This window comes from Actinokineospora sp. UTMC 2448 (genome assembly GCF_024760565.1).
Lineage (GTDB): Bacteria > Actinomycetota > Actinomycetes > Mycobacteriales > Pseudonocardiaceae > Actinokineospora > Actinokineospora fastidiosa.
Window position 1 is genome coordinate 3324320 of sequence record NZ_CP031087.1, and the last position, 22825, is coordinate 3347144.

The 22825-nt window shown below is 74.2% G+C and carries 20 protein-coding genes and 1 riboswitch; of the genes, 7 read left to right on the forward strand and 13 right to left on the reverse strand.

The window, feature by feature from the left end; translation table 11 throughout:
- Positions 1 to 25: 25 nt before the first annotated feature.
- The 4 genes from Actkin_RS15230 to Actkin_RS15245 are packed head-to-tail and all read right to left on the reverse strand — an operon-like array spanning position 26 to position 3417.
- Positions 26 to 688: a cyclase family protein gene (locus Actkin_RS15230; protein WP_258907708.1), complete on the reverse strand. Its 663-nt coding sequence runs from the start codon at positions 686 to 688 to the stop codon at positions 26 to 28.
- 7 nt (positions 689 to 695) lie between these two features.
- Positions 696 to 1274, reverse strand: coding sequence for a LutC/YkgG family protein (locus Actkin_RS15235; protein WP_258907709.1), 579 nt, complete (start codon positions 1272 to 1274; stop codon positions 696 to 698).
- The gene (locus Actkin_RS15240; protein WP_396122992.1) at positions 1271 to 2647 is read right to left on the reverse strand and encodes a LutB/LldF family L-lactate oxidation iron-sulfur protein; all 1377 of its coding nucleotides are present in this window, start codon (positions 2645 to 2647) and stop codon (positions 1271 to 1273) included. Before Actkin_RS15240 ends, Actkin_RS15235 begins: the two co-directional genes overlap by 4 nt.
- An 11-nt stretch (positions 2648 to 2658) precedes the next feature.
- A complete protein-coding gene (locus Actkin_RS15245) occupies positions 2659 to 3417 on the reverse strand; it encodes a (Fe-S)-binding protein (protein ID WP_396122973.1) in 759 nt (252 codons plus the stop codon).
- Positions 3418 to 3450: 33 nt separating this feature from the next.
- Here Actkin_RS15245 and Actkin_RS15250 point away from each other — a divergent pair, with 33 nt between their 5' ends.
- Positions 3451 to 4152 (forward strand): FadR/GntR family transcriptional regulator, encoded by a 702-nt coding sequence (locus tag Actkin_RS15250; RefSeq protein ID WP_258907712.1) that lies wholly within the window; start codon positions 3451 to 3453, stop codon positions 4150 to 4152.
- Here the strand turns inward: Actkin_RS15250 and Actkin_RS15255 are convergent.
- From Actkin_RS15255 to Actkin_RS15290, 8 genes are all read right to left on the reverse strand, one after another.
- On the reverse strand, positions 4139 to 5782 hold the full coding sequence (locus Actkin_RS15255; RefSeq protein ID WP_396122974.1) for a RecQ family ATP-dependent DNA helicase: 1644 nt from the start codon (positions 5780 to 5782) through the stop codon (positions 4139 to 4141). The two genes, Actkin_RS15250 and Actkin_RS15255, sit on opposite strands and share 14 nt — an antisense overlap.
- The gene (locus Actkin_RS15260) at positions 5779 to 6078 is read right to left on the reverse strand and encodes a DUF6766 family protein (RefSeq protein WP_258907714.1); all 300 of its coding nucleotides are present in this window, start codon (positions 6076 to 6078) and stop codon (positions 5779 to 5781) included. Before Actkin_RS15260 ends, Actkin_RS15255 begins: the two co-directional genes overlap by 4 nt.
- Before the next feature lie 13 nt (positions 6079 to 6091).
- Positions 6092 to 7303 carry a cation:proton antiporter gene (locus Actkin_RS15265; protein ID WP_258907715.1) on the reverse strand — a complete coding sequence of 404 codons (1212 nt, stop codon included), beginning with the start codon at positions 7301 to 7303 and terminating at the stop codon, positions 6092 to 6094.
- Positions 7304 to 8055: 752 nt separating this feature from the next.
- A complete protein-coding gene (locus tag Actkin_RS15270) occupies positions 8056 to 8619 on the reverse strand; it encodes a GNAT family N-acetyltransferase (protein ID WP_258907716.1) in 564 nt (187 codons plus the stop codon).
- Between the two features lie 43 nt (positions 8620 to 8662).
- Complete coding sequence (locus Actkin_RS15275) at positions 8663 to 10654, reverse strand: discoidin domain-containing protein (protein ID WP_258907717.1); 1992 nt, start codon at positions 10652 to 10654, stop codon at positions 8663 to 8665.
- 123 nt (positions 10655 to 10777) lie between these two features.
- Positions 10778 to 11311: an LppU/SCO3897 family protein gene (locus Actkin_RS15280; protein ID WP_189210185.1), complete on the reverse strand. Its 534-nt coding sequence runs from the start codon at positions 11309 to 11311 to the stop codon at positions 10778 to 10780.
- 99 nt (positions 11312 to 11410) lie between these two features.
- Positions 11411 to 12667 (reverse strand): SGNH/GDSL hydrolase family protein, encoded by a 1257-nt coding sequence (locus Actkin_RS15285; protein ID WP_258907718.1) that lies wholly within the window; start codon positions 12665 to 12667, stop codon positions 11411 to 11413.
- A 60-nt stretch (positions 12668 to 12727) separates the two neighbouring features.
- A complete protein-coding gene (locus Actkin_RS15290) occupies positions 12728 to 13741 on the reverse strand; it encodes a LacI family DNA-binding transcriptional regulator (RefSeq protein WP_229786778.1) in 1014 nt (337 codons plus the stop codon).
- Positions 13742 to 13870: 129 nt separating this feature from the next.
- Here Actkin_RS15290 and Actkin_RS15295 point away from each other — a divergent pair, with 129 nt between their 5' ends.
- Together Actkin_RS15295 and Actkin_RS15300 are read left to right on the forward strand one after the other, a co-directional pair.
- A complete protein-coding gene (locus Actkin_RS15295; protein WP_189210188.1) occupies positions 13871 to 15004 on the forward strand; it encodes an endo-1,4-beta-xylanase in 1134 nt (377 codons plus the stop codon).
- 29 nt (positions 15005 to 15033) lie between these two features.
- Positions 15034 to 16308, forward strand: a complete 1275-nt coding sequence (locus Actkin_RS15300; RefSeq protein WP_258907719.1) for an SGNH/GDSL hydrolase family protein — start codon at positions 15034 to 15036, stop codon at positions 16306 to 16308.
- On the opposite strand, the gene Actkin_RS15305 is transcribed toward Actkin_RS15300, so the two are convergent.
- Positions 16305 to 17861, reverse strand: coding sequence for an amidohydrolase (locus Actkin_RS15305; protein ID WP_258907720.1), 1557 nt, complete (start codon positions 17859 to 17861; stop codon positions 16305 to 16307). The two genes, Actkin_RS15300 and Actkin_RS15305, sit on opposite strands and share 4 nt — an antisense overlap.
- Before the next feature lie 100 nt (positions 17862 to 17961).
- Positions 17962 to 18031: riboswitch (cobalamin riboswitch) on the forward strand.
- 90 nt (positions 18032 to 18121) lie between these two features.
- Here Actkin_RS15305 and Actkin_RS15310 point away from each other — a divergent pair.
- The 4 genes from Actkin_RS15310 to Actkin_RS15325 are packed head-to-tail and all read left to right on the forward strand — an operon-like array spanning position 18122 to position 22798.
- Positions 18122 to 19339 carry a prenyltransferase/squalene oxidase repeat-containing protein gene (locus Actkin_RS15310; RefSeq protein ID WP_258907721.1) on the forward strand — a complete coding sequence of 406 codons (1218 nt, stop codon included), beginning with the start codon at positions 18122 to 18124 and terminating at the stop codon, positions 19337 to 19339.
- Positions 19336 to 20148 carry a hypothetical protein gene (locus Actkin_RS15315; RefSeq protein ID WP_258907722.1) on the forward strand — a complete coding sequence of 271 codons (813 nt, stop codon included), beginning with the start codon at positions 19336 to 19338 and terminating at the stop codon, positions 20146 to 20148. The genes Actkin_RS15310 and Actkin_RS15315 overlap by 4 nt, the downstream gene beginning before the upstream one ends.
- Positions 20145 to 21200, forward strand: a complete 1056-nt coding sequence (locus Actkin_RS15320) for a CbiQ family ECF transporter T component (protein ID WP_189210193.1) — start codon at positions 20145 to 20147, stop codon at positions 21198 to 21200. The genes Actkin_RS15315 and Actkin_RS15320 overlap by 4 nt, the downstream gene beginning before the upstream one ends.
- Positions 21197 to 22798 carry an ABC transporter ATP-binding protein gene (locus tag Actkin_RS15325; protein WP_258907723.1) on the forward strand — a complete coding sequence of 534 codons (1602 nt, stop codon included), beginning with the start codon at positions 21197 to 21199 and terminating at the stop codon, positions 22796 to 22798. The genes Actkin_RS15320 and Actkin_RS15325 overlap by 4 nt, the downstream gene beginning before the upstream one ends.
- Positions 22799 to 22825 lie beyond the last annotated feature (27 nt).

Here is a 22825-nt window from a genome sequence, read left to right on the forward strand (position 1 = left end):
GGCACGATACCGCGCCGACCCCCGATCAGACCCCGTCGACGATGGCGTACGCCCGCACCGGGAACGTCCCCATACCGACCACCCCGACCGGCGCGGCGTGGAAGCGGAAACCGGCCGGGGACAGCCGGTCCAGGCCGCGCAGGTGCTCGATGATCGGGATGCCCGCCGCCAGCAGGGCGGTGTGCGTGGGCCGGGAGAGGTCGGCGAGGTCGTCGATGTTGACCGAGTCGATGCCCACCAGGGCGGGCTGCCGCTCGACCAGCCACTCGGCAGCGGCCGCGGTGACGAACGGGGCCTGCGCGCCGCCGTACTCCGGGGTGCGCCAGTGCCGGTCCCACCCGGTCCGCACGATCACCGCGCGGCCGGTCACGTCGAGGTCGGCGAACGCCTCCGGGCCGACGGCGCGGTCGGTCGCGTCGACGACGACGCCGTCGAGGTCGACGAGCCTGCTCAGGTCGAGCGCGGCGAGGTCGGCGCCGTCGGGGAAGCGGTGGAAGGGGGCGTCGAGGTAGGTGCCGGTGTTGGAGAGCATCGTGACGGTCCCGATCTGGAACTCGGTGCCCTCGGCGTAGCGGCCGCGCGAGTCGGCGCGGCTCAGGTGGTCGCCGATCACGGGACCGGGCAGGCCGGGGTAGGTGACCATGTTGTGCTCGACCGGGTGCGAGAGGTCGATGACGCGTGTGTTCACCGCCCCATCATCGGATGTCGATGATCACTTCCAGCGTGCGGGGCCCGTGAACGCCCTCGACGCGCTCGAGCTCGATGTCGCTGGTGGCCGAGGGGCCGCTGATCCAGGTCTGGGTGCGGACGCCTGCCAGCGCCGCGACGGCGTCGGGGACGCCGGGGACGATCTGGTCGGCGCGGACGACGACGATGTGGTGGTCGGGCACCAGGGTCAGGGCGCGGGCGCCCTGGTCGGGGGCGTCGTGGTCGAGGACGATGGTGCCGGTGTCGGCGATGGCGACGGCGCACGCGGTGATCACGCCGTCGACCCGGTCGAGTTCGGTGACGGTGCGCGGGCGGCGGTCGCCGCCCCACTCCGGCGGGCAGCCGGGCGCGGCGATGAAGCCCCGGTCGCCGATGGCGGCGGGGACGTCGTCGGTGATGCGGACGAGGGCGCGGTAGTCGCGCAGCATCTCGGCGAAGCGGTCGAGGTCGCCTCGGCCGCGGGTGCCCGCGCGGCGGTAGTCGCGGGCGACCGTCGCGGAGGGACGGTCGCGCAACGCGCTGCGGACGCGGGCGAGGATGGCGGCGCGGGCGCCGGGCTCGGTCATCGGGTGTCCCACCAGTCGCGGAAGGTCTGGCGCGGGGGTTCGGGCAGGTCGCGGGCGCGGGTCCACGCCGACAGCGGTGGCGGCAGCACGGGGCGGCGGCCCAGGGCGCGGCCGAGGCGGCCCGCGCGCAGCAGGCGGCGCCAGCGGCGGTGGTCGGACATCGCCCAGGCGGCGGCGCGCATGGCGGCGGCCTCCGCGTGGGGTTTGGGCGCGCGGCCGCGCAGGTGGACCAGCATGGACGGGATGTCGATGGCGACGGGGCAGACGTCGTAGCAGACCCCGCACAGCGAGGACGCGTACGGCAGGGTGGGGTTGCGGTCGATGCCGGTGAGCTGCGGGGACAGCACCGCGCCGATGGGCCCGGGGTAGGTGGAGCCGTAGGCGTGGCCGCCGGTGCGCTCGTAGACGGGGCAGGAGTTGAGGCAGGCCGAGCAGCGGATGCAGCGCAGGGCGGCGCGGCCGTCGGGGTCGGCGAGGGTGGCGGTGCGGCCGTTGTCGACGAGCACGACGTGGCTGGTCTGCCCCTCGGTGGGGCCGCTCCAGACGGAGGTGTAGGGGTTCATGCGCTCGCCGGTGGAGGAGCGCGGCAGCAGTTGCAGGAACACTTCGAGGTCCTGCCAGGCCGGGATGATCTTCTCGATGCCGACGACGCTGATCAGGGTGCGCGGCAGGGTCAGGCACATGCGGCCGTTGCCCTCGGACTCGACCACGACGAGCCCGCCGGTCTCGGCGATGGCGAAGTTCGCCCCGGAGACGGCGACGTCGACGGTGAGGAACTTGCGGCGCAGGTGGGCGCGGGCGGCCTCGGCGAGCACGCGCGGGTCGTCGGTCAGGTCGGTGGCGCCCATGCCCTCGGCGAAGATCTCGCGGATCTCGGCGCGGTTGCGGTGGATGGCGGGCACCAGGATGTGGCTGGGCCGGTCGTGTCCGAGTTGGACGATCAGCTCGGCGAGGTCGGTCTCCACGGCGGCGACGCCCGCGGCGGCCAGCGCCTCGTTGAGGCCGATCTCCGCGGTGGCCATCGACTTGACCTTGATGACCTCGCGGGCGCCGGTGGCGGTCACCAGCTCGGTGACGATCCGGGTGGCCTCCTCGGCGTCGCGGGCCCAGTGCACGGTGGAGCCGCGCTCGGTGAGGGCGGCCTCGAACCGCAGCAGGTAGGTGTCGAGGTTGGCGAGCACGTCGTCCTTGATCGCCGCGCCCGCCGCGCGCAGGGCGGCCCAGTCGGGCAGTTCGTCGACGACGGCGGCGCGCTTGGCGCGGATGGTGCCGGTGGCCTTGGCGAGGTTGCGGCGCAGCTGCGCGTTGTCCAGGGCCTCGCTGGCGGCCTCGGGGAAGGGCGCGCCGGTGAGGTTGCCGGTGCCGCGGGGCATGCCGATGAAGGTCATGTCGCCGCCAGGATCTCGGCCAGGTGCAGGGTCCGCACGCCGCTGCGCAGCCGGGTCAGGCCGCCGCCGATGTGCATCAGGCACGACGAGTCGCCCGCGGTCAGCACCTTCGCGCCGGTCGTGGTGACCGCGGACATCTTGTCGGCCAGCATCGCGGTGGAGGTGTCGGCGTTCTTCAGCGCGAACGTGCCGCCGAAGCCGCAGCAGGTCTCCGCGCCCGGCAGCTCGACCAGATCGCTGCCCCGCACCGCGCGCAGCAGCCGCAGCGGCCACTCGCCGACGCCGAGCACGCGCAGCGAGTGGCAGGTCGGGTGGTAGGTGACCCGGTGCGGGAAGTACGCGCCGACGTCGGTCACGCCGAGCACGTCGACCAGGAACTCCGACAGCTCGTAGGTCCGCGCGGCGACCGCGGTCGCGGCGTCGGCCAGCCCGGGACGGCCGTGCTCGCGGGCGACCTCCGCGTGCTGGTGGCGGATCGAGCCCGCGCACGATCCCGACGGGACCACCACCACGTCGGCGTCGGCGAACGCCTCGACGTGGTTGGCCACGATCGGCGCCGCCTGGGCGGCGTAGCCGGTGTTGATGTGCATCTGCCCGCAGCAGGTCTGCCTCGGCGGCACCACCACCTCGTGCCCCAACCGCTCCAACAGCGTCACCGTCGCCTTGCCGACATCCGGGAACAGCCCGTCGACCAGGCATGTGACGAACAGCGCGACCCTCACCCCCGGCACTCTAGACTGCTGTGGTCTGACCATACCAGCCCTGTGGCCAGACCACAGGAGGTGCGCGTGAGCGGATACGCCGCGGTGCTGCGGCACGTGGAGGCCGAGCTGGCCGCGGGCAGGCTGACCGTGGGCGCCCAGCTGCCCGCCGAGCGCAGGCTGGCCGAGGACCTGGGCGTGAGCAGGCCGACCGTGCGCGAGGCCATCCGGGTGCTGCAGGCGCTCGGCGTCGTGCGCAGCGGCGTCGGCTCGGGCCCGGACGCGGGCACGACGGTCATCGCGGACCCGGCGGGCGGTATCGCCGCCGCGCTGCGGCTGCACCTGGCCACCCGCCGCCTGCCCATGGCCGACCTCGTCGCCACCCGCGCGCTGATCGAGGGCGCGGCCGTGCGCGCCGCCGCGCGCGCCCCGGGGCACCCGGACCTCGACCTCGCCGAGGACCTGCTCGCGCGGATGGACGAGCCCGGCATCGACGCTGACACCTACCACCAGCTCGACGCCGACTTCCACGTCGCGCTCACCCGGGCGGCGGGCAACGCCGTCAACACCGCGGTCATGACCGCCCTGCGCGACGCCATCCACCACACCGTCCTGCACGCCGTCGCGTCGCTGCCGGACTGGCCGCGCACCGCGGCTCGGCTGCGCCGGGAGCACCGGGCCGTCCTCCGCGCGGTCCGCGCTGGCGACGGCGAGCGGGCCGCCGCCCTGGTCGTGCGGCACATCGAGGGGTTCCACCGGGAGTGGACCCGGCGCGTCAGTCCCGGGTGAGCAGATCGCCGTCGCGGACCGCGTCCACCGACAGGGTGCGGTAGCCCGCGTCGTCGAACAGCACGGTGACGCGGTCCTCGGTGGACTCGGTGACCACGCCGTGGCCCCACTCCCGGTGGCGCACGGACGCGTCGACCGGGAACTCGCCGCTCTCCGGCTCGCCCTGCCCGGCGGTGCCCGCGGCGCAGGTGTCGCAGTTGCCGCACGGCTCCGGCAGGTGCTCGCCGAAGTAGCCGAGCAGCCGCTTGCGCCTGCAGTCGGTGGTCTCGGCGTAACCGCGGACCATCTCGACCCGGGAGCGCACCAGCCGCTCGCGCGCCTCCGCGGTCTCGACGGCCTGGCCGACGGGGTCCTCGGCGTCGGTCGCCGACAGCAGGCCGTCGGCGTCGGCGGTGACCGCGCCGACCTCCTCCAGGAGGTTGATCGCCCGGGTCGCGCGGTGGGCGGAGGCGTCGACCTCCTGGCGGACCTGCTGGGGCGTCACCGGCTCGTCGTGCTCGCCGAGGACGCGGGTCACGTCGCCGATCGCGTCCTCGGGCGCGGCGGACGCGGTGAGGAAGCGCTGCAGGCCCAGGTCCTCGGCCCGGTAGAACAGCACGGCGTCGGCGGGCTCGCCGTCGCGCCCGGCGCGGCCGATCTGCTGGTAGTAGGAGTCCAGCGAGTCGGGGACGGAGGCGTGCACGACGAACCGGACATCGGGCTTGTCGATGCCCATGCCGAACGCGGAGGTCGCGACGACGACGTCCACCGCGCCGTCGAGGAAGTCCTGGTGCACCCGCTCGCGCGCGTTCGCGGCCATGCCCGCGTGGTAGTGCGCCACCCGCTGCCCGGTCGAGGCGAGTTCGTCGGCGTAGTACTCGGTGTCCTTGCGGGTGGCGGCGTAGAGCAGCCCGACGCCGGTGAGCTCCCGGACCCGCTCGACGACGGCGGCGCGCTTGCGGGCGTCCTCGGTGAACCGCTCGACCGACAGCCGCAGGTTGGGCCGGTCGAAGCTGGCCATCACCTCGCGGTGGTCGCGCAGGCCGAGGCGGCGGGTGATGTCCTGGCGCACGGGCGGGGCGGCGGTGGCGGTGAGCGCGACCGTGCGCGGGTGGCCGAGCCGGGCGAGCACGGGACCGAGGCGCAGGTAGTCGGGGCGGAAGTCGTGGCCCCACGAGGAGACGCAGTGCGCCTCGTCGACGACGAACAGGGACACGCCGAGTTCGGCGAGGGCGTCGACCAGGTCGTCCTTGGCGAGTTGTTCGGGGGAGAGGAAGACGTACTCGGCGGTGCCCTCGCGCAGCGCGGCCCAGGCCTGGCGGTTCTCCTCCTCGGTCTGCGCGGAGTTGAGCACGACCGCGTCGGGGGCGCGGCTGTCCTCGATGCCCTCGCGCTGGTCCTGCTGCAGGGCGATCAGCGGGGACACCACGAGCGTCGGGCCGTCGAGCAGCAGCGCGGGCACCTGGTAGATCGCCGACTTGCCCGCGCCGGTCGGGAGCACGGCCAGCACGTCGTGGCCCGCCATGAGGTGTTCCATCGCCCGCAGCTGCTCGGGCCGCAGCCGCCGCCAGCCGAAGGTGTCCGCCGCCAGTCGCCGCAGCCGTTCGCCGTCCGTCACCGCCCCGGCGTACCACCCTGGGCGCTGGTTCATGCCGGTCGCACGCCGCCGTCCTGTTTGCCCGGCTCGGTGCGGTCGAGGAGTTCCTGCAGCATGGCCTTGGTCTCGTCGTCGCCGTCAGGGCTCTGCGGCCAGAAGTCCGACCAGGAGAACGCCTGGCCGTGCTCCTCAGCGGTGTCCCTGACCTCCAGCACCTGGGCGATGAACTGGCCCACCCAGGACACCAGGAACAGCGTGACCAGCACGATGGTCAGGGCGTGGTCGTGCAGCCAGCCGCGGCGGGCGGTGCGGGCGGGCAGGTGGCGTCGCCAGTCGGTGTCGTGCGCCATCGGGTCCTCCGTCTCACGGGGCGCGGCGGTCGAGGGGGTCCTCGTCGCCGCCGCTGGGCAGGTTGTCCGGCGGCTCGACCCGCAGCGCCTTCGCCACGGGGACGTCCGTCGAGGAGTGGAGCACGATCGACAGCGCGATCGTGACCGCGACCAGGTCGAACAGGTCCTGGGCCTCGGGCAGGCCCGACTGCAGCGCGAGCAGGCCGTAGACCACGGAGGCGAACCCCTTCGGTCCGAACCAGGCGACGACGGCGCGCTCGGGCGTGGGCAGCCGGGTCCGCACCAGCGACAGCGCCATGGCCGCGGGCCGCACGACCAGGATCGCCAGGACCGCCACGACCCAGGCGCCCGCGCTGAGGTCCAGCAGCCGCTCGGGGGTGATGAGCGCCCCGAACACCAGCAGCGCGGCGAACTTCGTGATCTCCGAGAGCAGGTCCCCGAAGCGCTCGAACCGCTCCGCGGCGTACGGGTCCAGCGTGGCCAGCGTCGACCCGGCGGCGAACGCCGCGAGGTAGGGGTTGGCGTGGGTGAGGTGGCAGGTGGCGTAGAGGATCACGGCCACGGCGAGCGGGCCGAGCGCGTGCAGCCTCGGCTCCGCGGTGAGCACCCGCAGCCGCCACGCCGTGGTGACCACGGCCGGTATCACGATCCCCAGCGCGAGCCCCGCGACGAGCTCCAGCGCGATCGTGCCCGGGTGCGGGTCCTCGTGCGCCGCCGCGGCGAGGAAGACGAGGACGAACGGCAGGGCGAGGCCGTCGTTGAGCCCGGACTCGACGTTAAGCAGCCCCCGCACGCGCGCGGGCACCTCCTTGCGCCCGACGATCGCCGCGGCGAACACCGGGTCGGTGGGGGAGAGGATGGCGCCGAGCAGCAGGGCGATCGTCCAGTCGAGCCCGGCCAGGTAGTGCGCGGGCACGGCGATGCCGAGCATGGTCAGCGGCATCGCCAGCCCCAACGCCCGCCCGGACAGCCGCCACCCGTCCCGGAGCGCCCGCAGGTTGGCCCGCTGCCCGTCGGTGAACAGCACCGTGAACAGCGCGAGATCAGCCAACCCGGTGACGAACGCCCCGTCGGCGGGCACCGCCACCCACCCGAACCCGCCCGGCCCGATCAACGCCCCCGCCACCAGGAACAACAACGCCGTCGAAAGCACGGTCCGCGCCGCCACCCCGGAGAGCGACACGCTCACCAGCAGAACCACGCCGAAAGCGAGCACGAGAGCCACAGCCCCACCTTGCTGGACCGAGGTGGGACGCGCTCGCCGAGCCGCCCGCCCCCAACGCCCCGCCTCAGGCGGGCCGGGGTCAGCGACCTCCACCGGTTCGCGTCGCGCTCGCACTTCGGCCGGGTGTGGCGGCCTCAACGCCCCGGCGCCCCGCCCCCACTCGGGCCGGCGCCCCGCCTCACTCGGGCCGGCGCACCGCCCCCACTCGGACCGGAGGCCCGGCCGCGTCCACGGTTCGCGTCGTGCTCCCGCTCCGGCTGGGTCGGCGACCTCGACGCCCGGTGCCCCGCTTCCGGTCCGGCCGGGGCTGGCGGCCTCCACGGTTCGCCTCGTGCTCCCGCTCCGGCTGCGTCGGCGACCTTCACGCCCGGTGCCCCCTCCCGCTCGGGCCGGGGCTGGCGGCCTTCACGGTTCGCCTCGTGCTTCCACTCCGGCTGGGTCGGCGACCTCGACGCCCGGTGTCCCGCTTCCGGTCCGGCCAGGGGTGGTGGCCTCCACGGTTCGCGTCGTGCCCTCCGCTCCGGCTGGCTCGGCGACCAAAACCCGGTGCCTCACCTCCACTCCGGCCGGGTCGGCGACCTGACCACCCGGCGCCCCACCTGCGCTCCGGCCGGGGCTGGCGACCTCAGCGTTTCGCGTCCTGCTTCCACTCCAGCCGGGTCGGCGGGCCCGACGCCCGGTGCCCACCTGCACTCCGGCCGGGTCGGCAGCCTCAGCGCGTCGCGACCCCACTGCGGTTGGGGCTGGCGGCCTCAGCGTGTCGGGGCCTGCTCCCACTCGTGTCGGGTCAGGGCGTATTCGACTTCGCCGTGTTCGTCGCCGGGGATGGGGTTGGGCCAGTTCTGGAAGAACGTGCGCACGTACCGCAGGCCCGCCTTGGCCATGACGCGGCGGGAGGCGGTGTTGACCGTCATCGTCTCGGCGAAGATGCGGTCGACGCCCAGTTCGGTGAAGCCCTTCTCGATCAGGGCGCGGGAGCCCTCGGTGGCGTAGCCCAAGCCCCATGCCGCGCGGCGGAGGCGGTAGCCGAGTTCGACGCCGTCGCGGTCGCCGTCGGGGTGGGGGCGGAAGTGGAACCAGCCGAGGAACGCGCCGGTCGTCTTCTCGATCGCCGCCCAGAAGCCGAAGTCGCCGCGGTCGTAGTAGGACAGCCAGTTCGGGATGATCTCGTCGCGGACCTCCTCCGGCGGCGTCGGCCTGCCGCCGGAGAGGTACCGCATCACCTCGGGGTCGCTGTCCAGCTCGACGATGAGGTCCACGTCGGCGGGGGTGAACCGGCGCAGCACCATCCGAGGGGTCTCCAGGTACACGTGCACGCCGTCATCGTCGACCAGACCGCCCGGCTCAGGCCAGCGAGATTCAGTAGACCCGCAGCTCATACAGCGAGTACCCGTGCCGTGTGCCCCTGCGCTCCCCCTGCATGCGGACGTAGCGCGCCGTCGTAGGCGGGAAGGTCACCACGTCCAGGCCGCCCGTGCGGCCGGACAGCGCGGCCGCGGTCTGCCAGGTGCTCCCGTCCACCGACGTCTCGACGCGGTAGTCCGCGCCGTAGGCCGCCTCCCAGTGCAGGGCCACGCGGCTCACCGGTCGCGGCTGGCCGAGGTCGACCCGCAGCCACTCGCCGTCGCGGTTGGTGCTGGCCCAGCGGGTCCGCATGTCCCCGTCGACGGCGTGCCGGGGGCGCAGGTCGGTCAGGAGGTTGAACTCCGTGCTGCTCGCCGTCGCCGTCCCGGCGAACGGGACCGGCGGCACGTGGGCCTCCGCCGCCCGCATGGTGCGCAGATAGGACTCCGCGCCGCGGACGAGGTCGTCGACGATCTCCGCGCCCGCGACCTTGCGGATGTCCTCGATCCAGTCCGGCATCAGCCCGTAGTGCGCCATGCCGTCGGTGTTCATGTCCCAGGTCCGCTCGCCCATCGTGTACCGCTCAACCCGCACCGATCCGTCGGCGGAGGTGAACGGGTAGGTGACCGGGTCGCCGCCCGCGCGCGGGCCGGGCAGGCCGCCGATGCCGTTGGCGTCGATGCCGAACCCGTAGCCGTCCACACCGTACTGGTCGCGGACCGGCTCGCTGCGCCGCCACTCTTCGGCGAACGCCCCAGCGCCGTGGCCGTACTGGGCGACCATGCCGCCGAGGGCGTAGATGCGCGGGAACAGCTTCGGGTCGCTCCAGCTGTGCGAGGACACCACGCCCGGGTAGTCCGCCTCCTCCAGGATGTCCAGCGTGCGGTCGGCGGCCTTGACGCTCATGTGGTCCAGCTCGATCAGCATGCCGCGCTCCATCATCCCGCGCACCATGTGCTCGCCGAGCGCGCTGAGCCCGTGCACGTTGCAGTGCGGCGCGGGCGGGTACAGCGGCAGCGCCGGGACGAGCGGGGCGATCGGGTCCGGCAGGACGCCGTCGGGGGTGACGGTGTTGTCGGCCAGCTCGCCCGTGCAGGTCCTGGCCTGCCAGAACCGGCCGGTGCTCAGGAAGTTGCCCGCGTTGACGAACACGCCCTGCGCCCCGGAGTCGAACCGCACCCCGCACAGCGCGTTGTCGTACTTGTGGCAGACGAACATCGAGCGCACGCCCAGGGCGTGCATCTCGTCCAGCCCCCGGTCGATGTCGGCCGTCGTGCACTGCGGCACGCCCAGGACCTGCCTGCAGCCGAACGGCTCGGAGGTCTCCACCCCCAGCAGTACGGCCAGCCTGCCGCTCTCGATGACCTGCCGCGCCTCGGCCTCGCCGCGCACGATCCGCAGCCAGCCCCGCCCGGGCCCGCCGTTCTCGGCGTCGATGAACGCCTCCAGGTCGCGCATCATCCGCGCCTGCAGCCGCAGCGACTCCATCTCCCCGCACGGCTTGTTCTTCAGCGGGTAGATCTCGCACAGCTGCCGGTTGGCGACCAGGTGGTTGACCATCAGCCGCAGGCCGCCGCGCCAGGCCCGCTCGATCCACTTGTAGTAGGCGGCCTGGTGGGTCAGCGAGTCGTGCGCGGGCCAGTCCGTGAAGGTCGGCCAGCCGGTGGGGTCGTGCGTGCCGACCGGGCTGCCGTGCCGGGTGAAGTTCTCGAACCAGGCGAACTCGCCGTTGGGCTCGTGGTCGTGGCAGTCCTGGAGCGCCGCGGCGGGACCCCTGGCGTCGAAGACCTTGCCGCAGATGAGGTTGCCGCCGAAGGCCACATCGGACATCACGTGGTTGTGCGCGTCGAGCAGACCGGCCACGCTGCCGTCGGGCAGGGTGCCGCGGAACGGCTCGCCGATCACCCCGACGTCGGCGCCCGGCTCCGCGCCCTGCGCGGGCGGCGTGCCGAGCACGGCGACGGCGGCCAGCAGGGCCATCCCGAGGATGACTGGACGTCGGGGCATGGCGGCCTCCTCCTCACCGGAATGAGGGCCGACCCTACGCGTGAAACAGATTCACGTATAGGTCCGTTCCGGGGAACGCCGAAGGCCCGGCACGCACGGGTGCCGGGCCTTCGGGGAGAGCGGTTACGCCTCGGTGGGCTGGGTCAGGCAGTAGACGACCTTCGGCTCCGGGTACGCCAGCGGCGTGCCCTCGGCGCAGTCGGCCTCGGCGGTGACCTCGGTGACCTTCAGCGCGCCCTGGGTCGAGCAGGGGACCTTCGGGTAGCCCATCGTGGTGGAGCCGGAGAACTGGTGGCACTCGCCAGCGACCAGCCTCGGCGCCAGGCACAGCTTGGAGTCCGGGCCGCGCCGCGCGGTCTCGGTGTACTCGTCGTAGCCCTCGCCGCAGCTCTCCGAAGTGGACGACAGCACCTTGCCGACGGTGTAGTTCGCCTCCGGGGCGGTGCACTCCACGGTGCTGAACTCCGGCGCGCTCGTCGTGCCGGTCACGCTCGCGCAGTCGCCCGCCTTGGTCTGCGCGGCGTCGCTGCTGAAGTAGTTGACGGCGTAGGCGACGCCGCCCGCCACCACGAGCGCGACGACGAACCCGAGGATCCGCTTGGCGACGCTCGGCTTCTTCGTGGGCGCGCTCGACTGGTCAGGCGTCTCAATGGTCATTCAGAAATCCCAGATTCTCCGTAGGTCCCCAGTACCTCGGTTGAGGTGCGCGGCGGATGCTAGCCAGGTCACGATCCGGTGTAGCCACCGGGGTGATCGTCACCGGAACAGCCGCGCGGGGACCGCCGCGGCCAGCGCCGCCATGCCCGCGTCGTTCGGGTGCAGGTGGTCGCCGCTGTCGTACTCGGGCCTGAGCCGCAACGGGTCGGCCGGGTCGCGCAGCGCCGCGTCGAAGTCGATGACCGTGTCGTACTCGCCGCTGGTGCGGATCCACTCGTTGACGGCCTGGCGCTTGGCCTCGTTCTCGGGGCTGTGGAAGCCGAGCGTGTCGCCCTTGAACGGCAGGATCGTGCCGCCGTGGATCCGCAGGCCCGCCTCGTGCGCCCGGGTGATCAGCTGCCGGTGCGCGCCGATGATCTGCTCCGCGGTCACCACTTCGGACAGCGGCGCCGACGTGCCCGGGTGGCCGAGGTCGTTGACGCCCAGCAGGACGATGACGTGTTCGACGCCGGGCTGGGCCAGCACGTCGCGGTCGAACCGGCGCAGCGCGCTCTGTCCGAAGTACGCAGCGTACGCCTCGGCGGGATGGCCCGCGGGCGGGTTCGGGTCGTGCAGCAGCCGGTTGCCGGCGACGCCGAGGTTGAGCACCCCGGTGTGCCGCAGGCGCTCGGCCAGCAGGTCCGGGTAGCGGTGGTTGGCGCCCACGGCGGTCTCGAAACCGTTGGTGATGGAGTCGCCCAGGGCCACGACCGCCTTCGCGTGCGGCTGTCGCGTTCGGACGCTGACCCCGGACAGGAAGTACCACTGGGTGATCGTCTCGGTGACCGTGACCGAGCGGTCGTCGGTGGCGTTGCCCGCCGCGATCACGTTCTCCTGGTAGGCGAACCCGTGCACGGTCGTGACCGGCGTGGTGTCCGGCAGGTAGATGCTGACCACCAGGTCGGCGGCCGCGGGCAGGCGCAGCGCCACCGGATCGCTGAGCAGGGGAGACCCGGCGGGGATGGTGACCGAGCGCTGGCCGCCGAAGGTCACGGCCCGGTCGGTGGCCGGATCGATGTCGGTGCCCTTGGTCCCGGCCCGCAGCGCCACCCTGACCTCGCCGACCCGCAGCGCGACGTCGCCGAACTCGTTGGTCAGCCGCAGCCGCAGCTGGTCGCCGCCGATGCTGGTGCGCAGCACCTGCCGCACGGTCTCGTCACGCAGTTCCGCCGTCCCGGACACCGGGGTCGCCGTGGGCACGCTGGCCCACGTGCCGACCCAGGCTGGCCGAGGACTCGCCGTGCCGGTCGCGGTCCACCCGCCGAGCAGGAGCGTCACGGCGGCCAAGAGTAGGGCCAGGCGACGGGATCGGGACATGGGACGCCTCCTCGGACATCCGGAAGTTTCCGGAAATCTAGAAGCGCGCCCGTCGCGCTGTCAACGACCGGCGGGCGCCGTGCTGTCCCGGACCACCAGCTCGGTCGCCAGCTCCACCCTCGGGCTGTCGATCTCCTCGCCGCGCAGCAGCCGCTGCACCGTGCGCACGGCGAGCTTGCCCATCTCGGCCATCGGCTGGCGCACGGTGGTCAGCGGCGGGGACGACCACCGGGCCTCGGGCAGGTCGTCGAAGCCGACCACGCTCACGTCCTCCGGCACCCGCAGGCCCCGCCGCCGCAGCGCCTCGTAGACGCCCAGCGCCATCTGGTCGCTCGCGGCGAACACCGCCGTCGGCGGCTCGGGCAGCGCGCACAGCCGCTCCCCGGCGCGGAACCCGGACTCGTAGTCGAACTCGCCCGGCACGATCAGCGCCGGGTCGACGCTCAGCCCCGCGGTCTCCAGCCCCGCCCGGTAGCCGTCCAGCCGGGCGCGGCTGCACCACAGCTCGGCGCGGCCGGAGACGAACCCGATCCGGCGGTGCCCCAGCCGGATCAGGTGCTCGGTCGCGCTGAGCCCGCCCGCCCAGTTGGTCGCGCCGATCGTCGGCACGTCGAGGCTGGGCACCCCGGCGGGGTCGACCACCACGGCGGGCACGTGCAGCTCGCGCAGCTCGGCGTGCAGCGCGGGGTCGAGGTCGGTGGTCACCAGGATCGCCCCGTCGCTCGCGCGCGAGCGGACGTTGTCCAGCCACTGCCGCGTGGAGCTGGCCCGCCGGTGGATGGCCGAGACCACGGTGCCGCTGCCCGCCGCGTGCGCCGCGTCCTCCACGCCCCGGATGAGCTCCACGGCCCACGGGCTGTCCAGGTCGTTGAAGACCAGGTCGAGCAGGCCGATGGCGGCCTGCTGCCCGCCCCTGCGGCGGTAGCCGTGGTCGCGCAGCAGGGCCTCGATCCGCTCACGGGTGGCCGCGGCGACGTCGCCCCGGCCGTTGAGCACGCGCGAGACCGTCGGCGCGGACACCCCGGCCGCCGCGGCGATGTCCGAGATCGTCACGGCGGGTCGTTGGCTGGCCACGGCGTCCTCCTTCTCCGACCGTTCGGGTCTTGACGGTCGCACAGCGGGCAATCTAGCGTTCCGCGGCATCGTATTCCGGAATATTCCGAAACTATATCGCTGGGGTTCACCCCGAACGCAGGAGACGCGATGAAGCCCCTCCGCATTGTCGGCACCACTCTGCTCGCCACCGCGCTCACGATCCCGCTCGTCGCCCCGGCCACGGCCGCGTCGCTCGAGCGCCACCAGCCGCCCGGCCACGCCAAGAAGGACACGCTGCGGGCCGCGGCGCCCAAGGGCTTCGTCATCGGCACGGCGGTCGCGGGCGGCGGCCACCACGAGAGCCAGCCCTACCCCGACCCGTTCACCAGCGACGAGCCCTACCGCGCCGCGCTGGCCCGCGAGTTCAGCTCGGTCTCGCCGGAGAACCAGATGAAGTGGGAGTACATCCACCCCGAGCGCGACCGCTACAACTTCGCCGCAGCCGACGCCATCGTCGACTTCGCCCGCCGCAACCGCCAGGTCGTGCGCGGCCACACGCTGCTCTGGCACAGCCAGAACCCGGCGTGGCTGGAGCAGGGCGGGTTCTCCAAGGAGGAACTGCGGGAGATCCTGCGCGAGCACATCTTCACCGTGGTCGGCCGGTACAAGGGCCGCATCCAGCAGTGGGACGTCGCCAACGAGATCTTCGACGGCGAGGGCAACCTGCGCACGCAGGAGAACATCTGGATCCGCGAGCTCGGCCCCGGGATCATCGCCGACGCCTTCCGCTGGACCCGCGAGGCCGACCCGAAGGCCGAGCTGTTCTTCAACGACTACGGCGTGGAGAGCATCAACGCCAAGAGCGACGCCTACCTCGCGCTGATCAAGGACCTGCGGGCCCAGGGAGTGCGTGTCGACGGCTTCTCCGCCCAGGCGCACCTGAGCATGCGCTACGGCTTCCCCGCCGACCTCGCCGACAACCTGCGCCGCTTCTCCCGGCTGGGCCTGGAGACCGCGATCACCGAGCTGGACGTGCGCATGGACCTGCCCGAGAGCGGCACGCCCACCGACGAGCAGCTGGCCACGCAGGCCGAGTACTACCAGCGCACCCTCGACGCCTGCCTGAGCGTGCGCGGCTGCGACTCGTTCACCATCTGGGGCTTCACCGACAAGTACTCGTGGGTGCCGGTGTTCTTCCCCGCCGAGGGCGCGGCCACCGTCATGTGGGACGACCTGACGCGCAAGCCCGCGTACTTCGCCCTGCAGGACTCGCTGAAGGAAGCCTCGAACTGCCGTAGGTAGGCCACAACCGGATCAGGGAGCGTGCGGCCATGAGCAGGGTGTCCTCGATCGTCGCCATCGTCGGCCTGGCAGCGGCGGCGGTCGCCGCGTCGCCCGTGGCCGCACGCCCCGGACCGGAACCGGCCCACCACGCCCGGTGGGTCCACACGTGGACGGCCATGCCGCAGCTGACCGAGCCCCACAACCTGCCGCCCGCGCCGTTCACCGAGGACGGGCTGGTCATGGCCGACACCACGCTGCGGCAGACCGTCCACACCTCGATCGGCGGGCGGACCGTGCGGCTGCGGTTCTCCAACGCCTTCGGCGGCGCCGCGCTGCCGATCACCGCGGTGTCGGTGGCCAAGCCCGCGGGCGGGCAGGCGGGCGTCAGCGCGATCGACGCGGCGACCGCGCGGCAGGTGACGTTCCACGGCAAGACGTCCACGGTGGTCCCGGTCGGGGCGCAGGTGGTCTCCGACCCGTTCCCGTTCCCGCTCGGCGCGCAGGAGAACCTGGCGGTGTCGGTGTACCTGGCCGACGGGCAGGCGACGAACGAGGTCACCTCCCACCCCGGCTCGCGCACCACATCGCACCTGCTGCGCGGCAACCACGTCGCCAGCCCCGACCTGGCGGGCGCCACGCCCACCGACCACTGGTACCTCCTCAGCGGCGTCGAGGTCATGGCCAGGGCGAGCGCGGTCGCCATCGTGGGCGACTCGCTGACCGACGGGCGCGGCTCCACGACCAACGGCAACAACCGCTGGCCCGACCGGCTGCTGGCCCGGCTCCAGGAACATCCGTCCACAGCGGACATCGCCGTGTTGAACCAGGCGGCTGGGGGCAACCGCGTCCTCAACGACGGCCTCGGTCCCAACGCCCTCGCCCGCCTGGACCGCGACGTGCTCGCCCACAGCGGCGTCCGGTGGATGATCGTGTTCGAGGGCGTCAACGACCTCGGCACGGCCGCGCCCACCGAGGCGGCGCAGAAGCAGGTCGCCGACGACCTGATCGCCGCATACGAGCAGCTGATCGTCCGCGCCCACGCCCAGGACATCCGGGTGTACGGCGCGACCCTGCTGCCCTTCGGCGGCCACACCGGCTACGACGACCCCGGCGGCCACCGCGAGGCCGCGCGCCAGCAGGTCAACGACTGGATCCGCGCCAGCGGCCGCTTCGACGCGGTCATCGACCTCGACCGGGCCGTCCGCGACCCGCGGAACCCGCGCGCCCTGCTGCCCGCCTACGACGACGGCGACCACCTGCACCTGAACCCGACCGGCTACCAGGCCGTCGCCGACGCCGTCCCGGCCCGGCTGTTCCGCTAGCCCCAGACCCGGCGCCCCGCGAGCCAGGTGCCCAGCACCGCCACGTCCGCGGGGCGCCCGGCCGTCGTGGGGTCCTCGGACAGCAGCGCCAGGTCGGCCTGCCTGCCCACGGCGAGCGTGCCGCGCTCGTGCTCGGCGAACGCCTGATAGGCGGTCCCGGCCGTGTAGCAGGCCAAGGCCGTCTCCCCGTCGATGCGCTCCGCGGGCACCCAGCCGCCGGGCGGGTCGCCGGCGAGGGTCTGGCGGGTCATGGCGACCTGGACGCCCTCCAGCGGCTTCAGCGAGTCCACCGGCCAGTCGCTGCCGAAGGACACCCGGGTCGTCGCCGTCAGCGTCCTGATCGGGTACTGGGCGGCGGCCCGGTCGGGTCCCAGGCGCGGGATCGTCAGCTCGGTCTGGGCGGGGTCCAGCTGCGCCCAGTACGGCTGCAGGTTGGCGATCACCCCCAGCTCCCGGAAGCGCGGCACGTCCGCCGGGTCGACCAGCTGCACGTGGGTGATCACCGGCCGCCGGTCGCGGGGCGGGTTGACGGCGGTCGCGTGCTCGACGGCGTCCAATGCCAGCCGGACGCCCGCGTCGCCGATGGCGTGCAGGTGCAGCTGGAAGCCCGCCGCGTCGACGGCGGCCGCCGCGGCCAGCAGCTCAGTCCGCGGCCAGACCGGCGTGCCGTGCCCGCAGGAGTGGGCGTAGGGGGCGAGCAGGGCGGCGGTCTCGGTCTCGATCACGCCGTCGGTGAAGAACTTGACGGTGTGCGCGCTGACCAGGTCCGTGGCGACCCGCTCGCGCTCGGCGCGGAACAGGGGGAGCTGGTCGCGCCAGTGGTCCGGGTCGGCCCGCAGCGCCAACGCCACGCGCAGGCCGGGGTTGGCCAGGTAGGCGTCGGCGAACCCGGAGTCCAGGTCGACCCACGCGTCCTGCACCCAGGTCACCCCGGCGGCGGCGTAGGCGGCGTAGGCGTGCCGGACGGCCGCGCCCAGGTCGGTCAGGCCCGGCGGGATCAGCCGCAGCACGAGATCGCAGGCCGCCCACTCGCGCAGCGTGCCCAGCGGCGAGCGCACGATCCCCTCGACCGTCGAGTCCTCGACCCCGGCCCGCGCCAGCGCCGCGGAGTTGCACCACACCGCGTGATAGTCGCCCGCCCGCAGCACGACCGGGCGGTCCGGGACCACGGCGTCGAGCCAGCGGGCGTCGTAGACCCCGTCCGGGGCGAGCGTCGGGTCGTAGCCCGCGCCCACGATCCACGGCACGTCCGGGTGCGCCTCGGCGTACACCCGGACCGCCTCGACGATCTCGGCCACGCTCGCCAGGCCCGTCACCAGCGGGCCCTGCCGCTCCAGGCCGCCGAGGACCGGGTGCGCGTGGCCGTCGCCGAACGCGGGCATGAGGAAGCCGCCCGCGAGGTCGATCTCCGCCGCGCGGTCGCCGATCAGCGCGGCGTCGCCGAGCGCGTGGACCCGGCCGCCCCGCACGGCGAGGGCGTGCGTGCGGCCCGTCCCGGTCCACACGGTCCCGCCCCGGAAGACGACGGTCGGCTCGTCGGCGCTGTCGGTCACGTCCGTATGATCTCCCGTCGGGAGTGCTCCATCTCATGGGATTCGTCGCGGAGACGGCCGTCCGGTCACGTATCATCCGCAGTCGAGTACTCGCGTCCCCAGGGGGAAGACCGGTCGAAGTCCGGCGCTGACCCGCAACGGTAGGCCACTCGTGGCGAGCCCGAACACCCGAGGACGCGACCTGCTCCGGACACCGTCGAGGACAGCGGGTCGGGGCCTGGCAACCGGGCTTCGTTCGCGCCATTTGAAGGGCGTGACACATGGGCGTGCGCACGGCAGCGAGAGTCGCCATCGCGTTGGCACTGGTCGTCGGGACGGCGCCGGTCGCCGCCGCCGACGAGCAACCGGGACCGGCCGAGGCCGCCGCGAGCTGGCTGGCGGGCCAGCTTGCCGACGGCACCCACATGACCACCACGTTCGACGGCACCGCCTACCCCGACCACGGCCTGACCGCGGACGTCGTCCTGGCCCTCGACGCCGGGGGAGTGGCCCAGGACGCCGCCTCGGCGGCCACCGCGTGGCTGGCCGCGAACAGCGGCGCCTACCTCGGCGAGGGCGATGAGGCGTACGCGGGCGCGCACGCCAAGCTGGCGCTCGTCGCCCAGGCGCAGGGCGCCGACCCCACCGACTTCGGCGGCGTCGACCTGATCGCCCGGCTCACCGCGTTGCAGACCGACTCCGGCCGGTTCAGCGACAAGTCGCAGTACGGCGACTACAGCAACGGCATCAGCCAGGCGCTGGCCGTGCTCGCCCTGCACCGCGCGGGCGGCGCGCCTGCCGATGCGGTCGACTTCCTGGCCAAGGCCTGCCCCGACGGCGGCTTCCGGCTGCTCATCGACCAGGAGCCCTGCGTGTCCGATGTGGACGCGACCGGGTACGCCGTCCAGGCGCTCGTCGCCGTCGGCCGCGACGCCTCCGCCGCGCTGGACTGGCTGGAGGGCAAGCAGCGCGCCGACGGCGGCTTCCCCGGCAGCGACCCGACCCCGGGCGTGAACGCCAACAGCACCGGCCTCGCCGCGACCGCGCTGGCCGTGGGCGGGCGCGACGCCGCGGCGGCCAAGGCCGTGACCTACCTGCTGAAGCGCCAGGTCGACTGCTCCGGCAAGGCCGCCGCCCGCGGCGCGATCGCCTACGACGACGGCGGCTTCGACTCCCGCGCCGCCCGCGCCACCGCCCAGGCCATTCCCGGCATCGCGGGCGTCTCGCTGGCCGAGGTGAGCGCCGACGGCGCGGCGGCCGACGCGCGCGGGCTCACCTGCGCCACCCAGCCGACGTCCTCCACCCCTCCGGGGACCAAGCAGGCGACCACGACCGCTCCGGCCACGACGACCACCAAGGGCGGCGTCGTGCCCGCCGCCGACATCGACGACCTCGCCGACACCGGCGTGGAGGTCGGTCCGGCCGTCGGCCTCGGCGCGCTGCTGGTGCTCGGCGGGGCGGGCCTGCTGTTCGTCGTCCGCCGCCGACACGCGTCGTGACCCGGCTGTCCGCGCTGGTCGCGGCGCTGGTCGCGACCGCGTCCACCGTGGTGTGGGCACCCTCGGCGGCGGCTGCGGCCTGCTCGGGGACCGCGGGCGTGACCGTTGTGGTCGACTTCGGCTCTCTGGGCGGCGGCACGCGCGTCGCGTGCGCGCCCGGCGACCCTTCCAGCGGCATGGGCGCGCTGTCCGGCGCGGGCTTCGGCTACACCGGCGTGTCCAGCCATCCGGGCATGGTCTGCAAGATCAACGGCCAGCCCGCTGCGGAGGCGTGCAGGCGGCCGCCGCCGACCACGGCGTACTGGTCGTACTGGTACGCCACCCGCGGCGGGTCGTGGACCTACAGCTCGACGGGCGCCGGATACCGCGACCCCGCGCCGGGAACGGTCGAGGGCTGGGCGTTCGGCGCGGGCAGCCCGCCCGGCACGCCGCCGCCCGCGCCCGCGCCCGCCCCGAAGCCGCCGCCGCCCGCGCCCGAGCCGACCGCGACCACCCGGCCGGGCGCTCCGGCGAAACCCGCGCCGTCGGGCCAGCAGCGGACCACCACCCCGCAGGCGACCACGATCCAGACCACGAGCGCGGCGACCACGACCGCATCCGGCCAACCCACGACCAGCGCGACGACGACCGGCCAGCCCGCGGGCGACCCGACGACGTCGGGGCCGGTCAGCGCCGAGGTGGCGCCGAGCGCGGCCGAGCGGGAGGACGGCGGCGCGCCGACGTCGTTCCTCATCGGCGCGGCGGCCGTGGTGCTGATCGGCGGGCTCGCGATCGGCGCGGCGCGGCGGCGGGCCAAGGCCGACCCGTGACGGTCCACCCCGGGGCGTGGTGGCTGTGGGCGCTCGGACTGGCGGCCGTGGCCGCGCGCACCACCAACCCGCTGCTGCTGGGACTGGTGGCGGTCGTCGCGGGCTACGTCGTCATGCGCTGCCGCACGGCCGCGCCCTGGGCCGCGGCGTACGGGATGTTCCTCAAGCTCGGGTTGATCGTGATCGCGATCCGGGTGCTGTTCCACGTCCTGATCGGCGGCACGTCCGGCCCGACGGAGCTGTTCGCGCTGCCCGAGGTGCCGCTGCCGGACTGGACCGGCGACATCCGGCTGGGCGGCCCGGTCAGCGCCGAGGGCCTCGCCCACGCCGTCTACCAGGGACTGCAGTTGGCGGTCCTGCTCGGCTGCGTGGGCGCGGCCAACGCGCTGGCGAACCCGAAACGCCTGCTCAAGACGTTGCCCGCCGCGCTGTACGAGGTGAGCGTGGCGGTCGTGGTGGCGTTGACCGTCGCCCCGCAGTTGGCCGTGGCCGCGCGAGACGTGCGGCGCGCCCGGCAGTTGCGCGGCGACCCGGCCCGGGGCAGGCGGGCCGTCCGGACGCTGCTCGTTCCCGTTCTGGAGGACGCGTTGGACCGCGCGCTGACGTTGGCCGCCGCGATGGACTCGCGCGGCTACGGCCGCACGGCCGGGCTGCCCGCGCGCACCCGGCTGCTCACCTCCGCGCTGGTCGTGGGCGGGCTGCTCGGGCTGTGCGTGGGCGCGTACGGGCTGCTCGACGCGAGCGCGCCTGCGGTCGTGGGGCTGCCGATGCTCGTGGCGGGCGCCCTGCTCGCCGTCGCCGGGCTGCGGCTGGGGGCGCGGCGGGTGCGGCGCACGATGTACCGCCCGGACCGGTGGAGCGTGCCCGCCGGGCTCATCGCCGCGTCCGGGGTCGCCGCGATCGCGGTGACCGTCGTCGCCGAGGTCATGGGCACGGTGCTGGTGCCGCAGACCGTCCCGCTGGTGTGGCCCGAACTGCCGCTGCTGCCCGCGGTGGGCGTCCTCGTCGCGCTCGCGCCGATCGCCCTGCGGCGTCCGGAGGTGCCCGCGTGATCCGCTTCGAGAACGTCTCCTTCGCCTACGGCGACACACCCGTGCTGTCCGGTGTGGACTTCGAGCTGCCCGAGGGCGAGCTGTGCCTGGTGATCGGCGGCACGGGGGCGGGCAAGTCGACCCTGCTGCGCGCGATCAACGGCCTGGTCCCGCACTTCACCGGCGGCACGCTGACCGGGCGGGTCGTGGTCGACGGGCGCACGACCCGCGATCACCCGCCGCGCGAGCTGGCCGACGTGGTCGGCATGGTGGGGCAGGACCCGGCGGCCGGGTTCGTCACCGACACCGTCGAGGAGGAGCTGGCGTACTCGATGGAGTCGCTGGCGCTGCCCGAGGCCGTGATGCGCAAGCGGGTGGAGGAGACCCTGGACCTGCTCGGCCTGGCCGAGCTGCGGGCCCGCACGCTCAGCACCCTCTCCGGCGGGCAGCAGCAGCGGGTCGCCATCGGCGCGGCGCTGACCGCCCACCCGCGCGTGCTGGTGCTCGACGAGCCGACCAGCGCGTTGGACCCCGGCGCGGCCGAGGACGTCCTGGCCGCCCTGCACCGGCTGGTGCACGACCTCGGCATGACGGTGGTGATCGCCGAGCACCGGCTGGAGCGGGTCGCCCAGTACGCCGACCGCGTCCTGTGGCTGCCGGGCGCTGCCGGGGCCCCGGTGCTGGGCGATCCCGGGCCGGTGCTCGCCGAGGCGCCGGTCGCGCCGCCGGTGGTGCGGTTGGGCCAGCTCGCGCGGTGGTCGCCGCCCCCGGTGTCCATCCGGGACGCGCGCCGCAAGGCCGGTCCGCTGCGCGAACGGCTGGCGACCCTGCGGCCGGTCGTCGAGCAGGCGGTGCTCGGGGATGTGCTGCTGAGCGCGTCGGACGTCAGCGTCCGCTACGGCGCCACCCACGCGGTCCGCGCGGCCGGGCTGACCGTGCGCGCGGGGGAGCGGGTGGCGCTGATGGGCCGCAACGGGTCCGGCAAGTCGAGCCTGCTGTGGGCGTTGCAGGGCACGGGGAAGCGCGCGGGCGGGACCGTCGAGGTGGCGGGGTCCGACCCGGCGGCGCTCAAGCCCGCCCGCCGCCGCGCCCGCGTCGGCCTGGTGCCCCAGCGCCCCGCCGACCTGCTGTACCTGCACACCGTCGCCGCCGAGTGCGCCCAGGCCGACCGCGAGTCGGCCAAGCCCGCGGGCACCTGCCGGACGATCCTGGACGACCTCGCGCCCGGCCTCGCCGACGAGAGCCATCCCCGCGACCTCTCCGAGGGCCAGCGGCTGGCCCTCGTGCTGGCGATCGCCCTCACCCCCGCGCCGGACGTCCTCCTGCTGGACGAGCCCACCCGCGGCCTGGACTACCCGGCCAAGACCCGCCTGGCCACAGCCCTCCGCGCCTTGGCCGCGCAGGGCCACGCCGTCCTCCTCGCCACCCACGACGTCGAGTTCGTGGCCGAGACCGCCACGCGGGTGGTGGTCATGGCCGACGGCGACATCGTCACCGACGGACCCGCCGCCGAGGTCGTCACCGCCTCGCCGGTCTTCGCCCCCCAGGTGGCGAAGGTCCTGGCCCCGGCACCCTGGCTCACCGTCACCGACGTCCGCACGGCCCTGGAGTCCGCGTGAGGCGCGCGGACCGAGGCGGGCTCGGTG

Coding starts and splice junctions, on each gene's coding strand:
- Actkin_RS15295 (WP_189210188.1), top strand. CDS start 13,871: ATGAAGCCCCTCCGCATTGTCGGCACCACTCTGCTCGCCACCGCGCTC.
- Actkin_RS15310 (WP_258907721.1), top strand. CDS start 18,122: ATGGGCGTGCGCACGGCAGCGAGAGTCGCCATCGCGTTGGCACTGGTC.
- Actkin_RS15245 (WP_396122973.1), bottom strand. CDS start 3,417: ATGGTCAGACCACAGCAGTCTAGAGTGCCGGGGGTGAGGGTCGCGCTG.
- Actkin_RS15285 (WP_258907718.1), bottom strand. CDS start 12,667: ATGTCCCGATCCCGTCGCCTGGCCCTACTCTTGGCCGCCGTGACGCTC.
- Actkin_RS15235 (WP_258907709.1), bottom strand. CDS start 1,274: ATGACCGAGCCCGGCGCCCGCGCCGCCATCCTCGCCCGCGTCCGCAGC.
- Actkin_RS15275 (WP_258907717.1), bottom strand. CDS start 10,654: ATGCCCCGACGTCCAGTCATCCTCGGGATGGCCCTGCTGGCCGCCGTC.
- Actkin_RS15240 (WP_396122992.1), bottom strand. CDS start 2,647: ATGCCCCGCGGCACCGGCAACCTCACCGGCGCGCCCTTCCCCGAGGCC.
- Actkin_RS15300 (WP_258907719.1), top strand. CDS start 15,034: ATGAGCAGGGTGTCCTCGATCGTCGCCATCGTCGGCCTGGCAGCGGCG.
- Actkin_RS15280 (WP_189210185.1), bottom strand. CDS start 11,311: ATGACCATTGAGACGCCTGACCAGTCGAGCGCGCCCACGAAGAAGCCG.
- Actkin_RS15260 (WP_258907714.1), bottom strand. CDS start 6,078: ATGGCGCACGACACCGACTGGCGACGCCACCTGCCCGCCCGCACCGCC.
- Actkin_RS15255 (WP_396122974.1), bottom strand. CDS start 5,782: ATGAACCAGCGCCCAGGGTGGTACGCCGGGGCGGTGACGGACGGCGAA.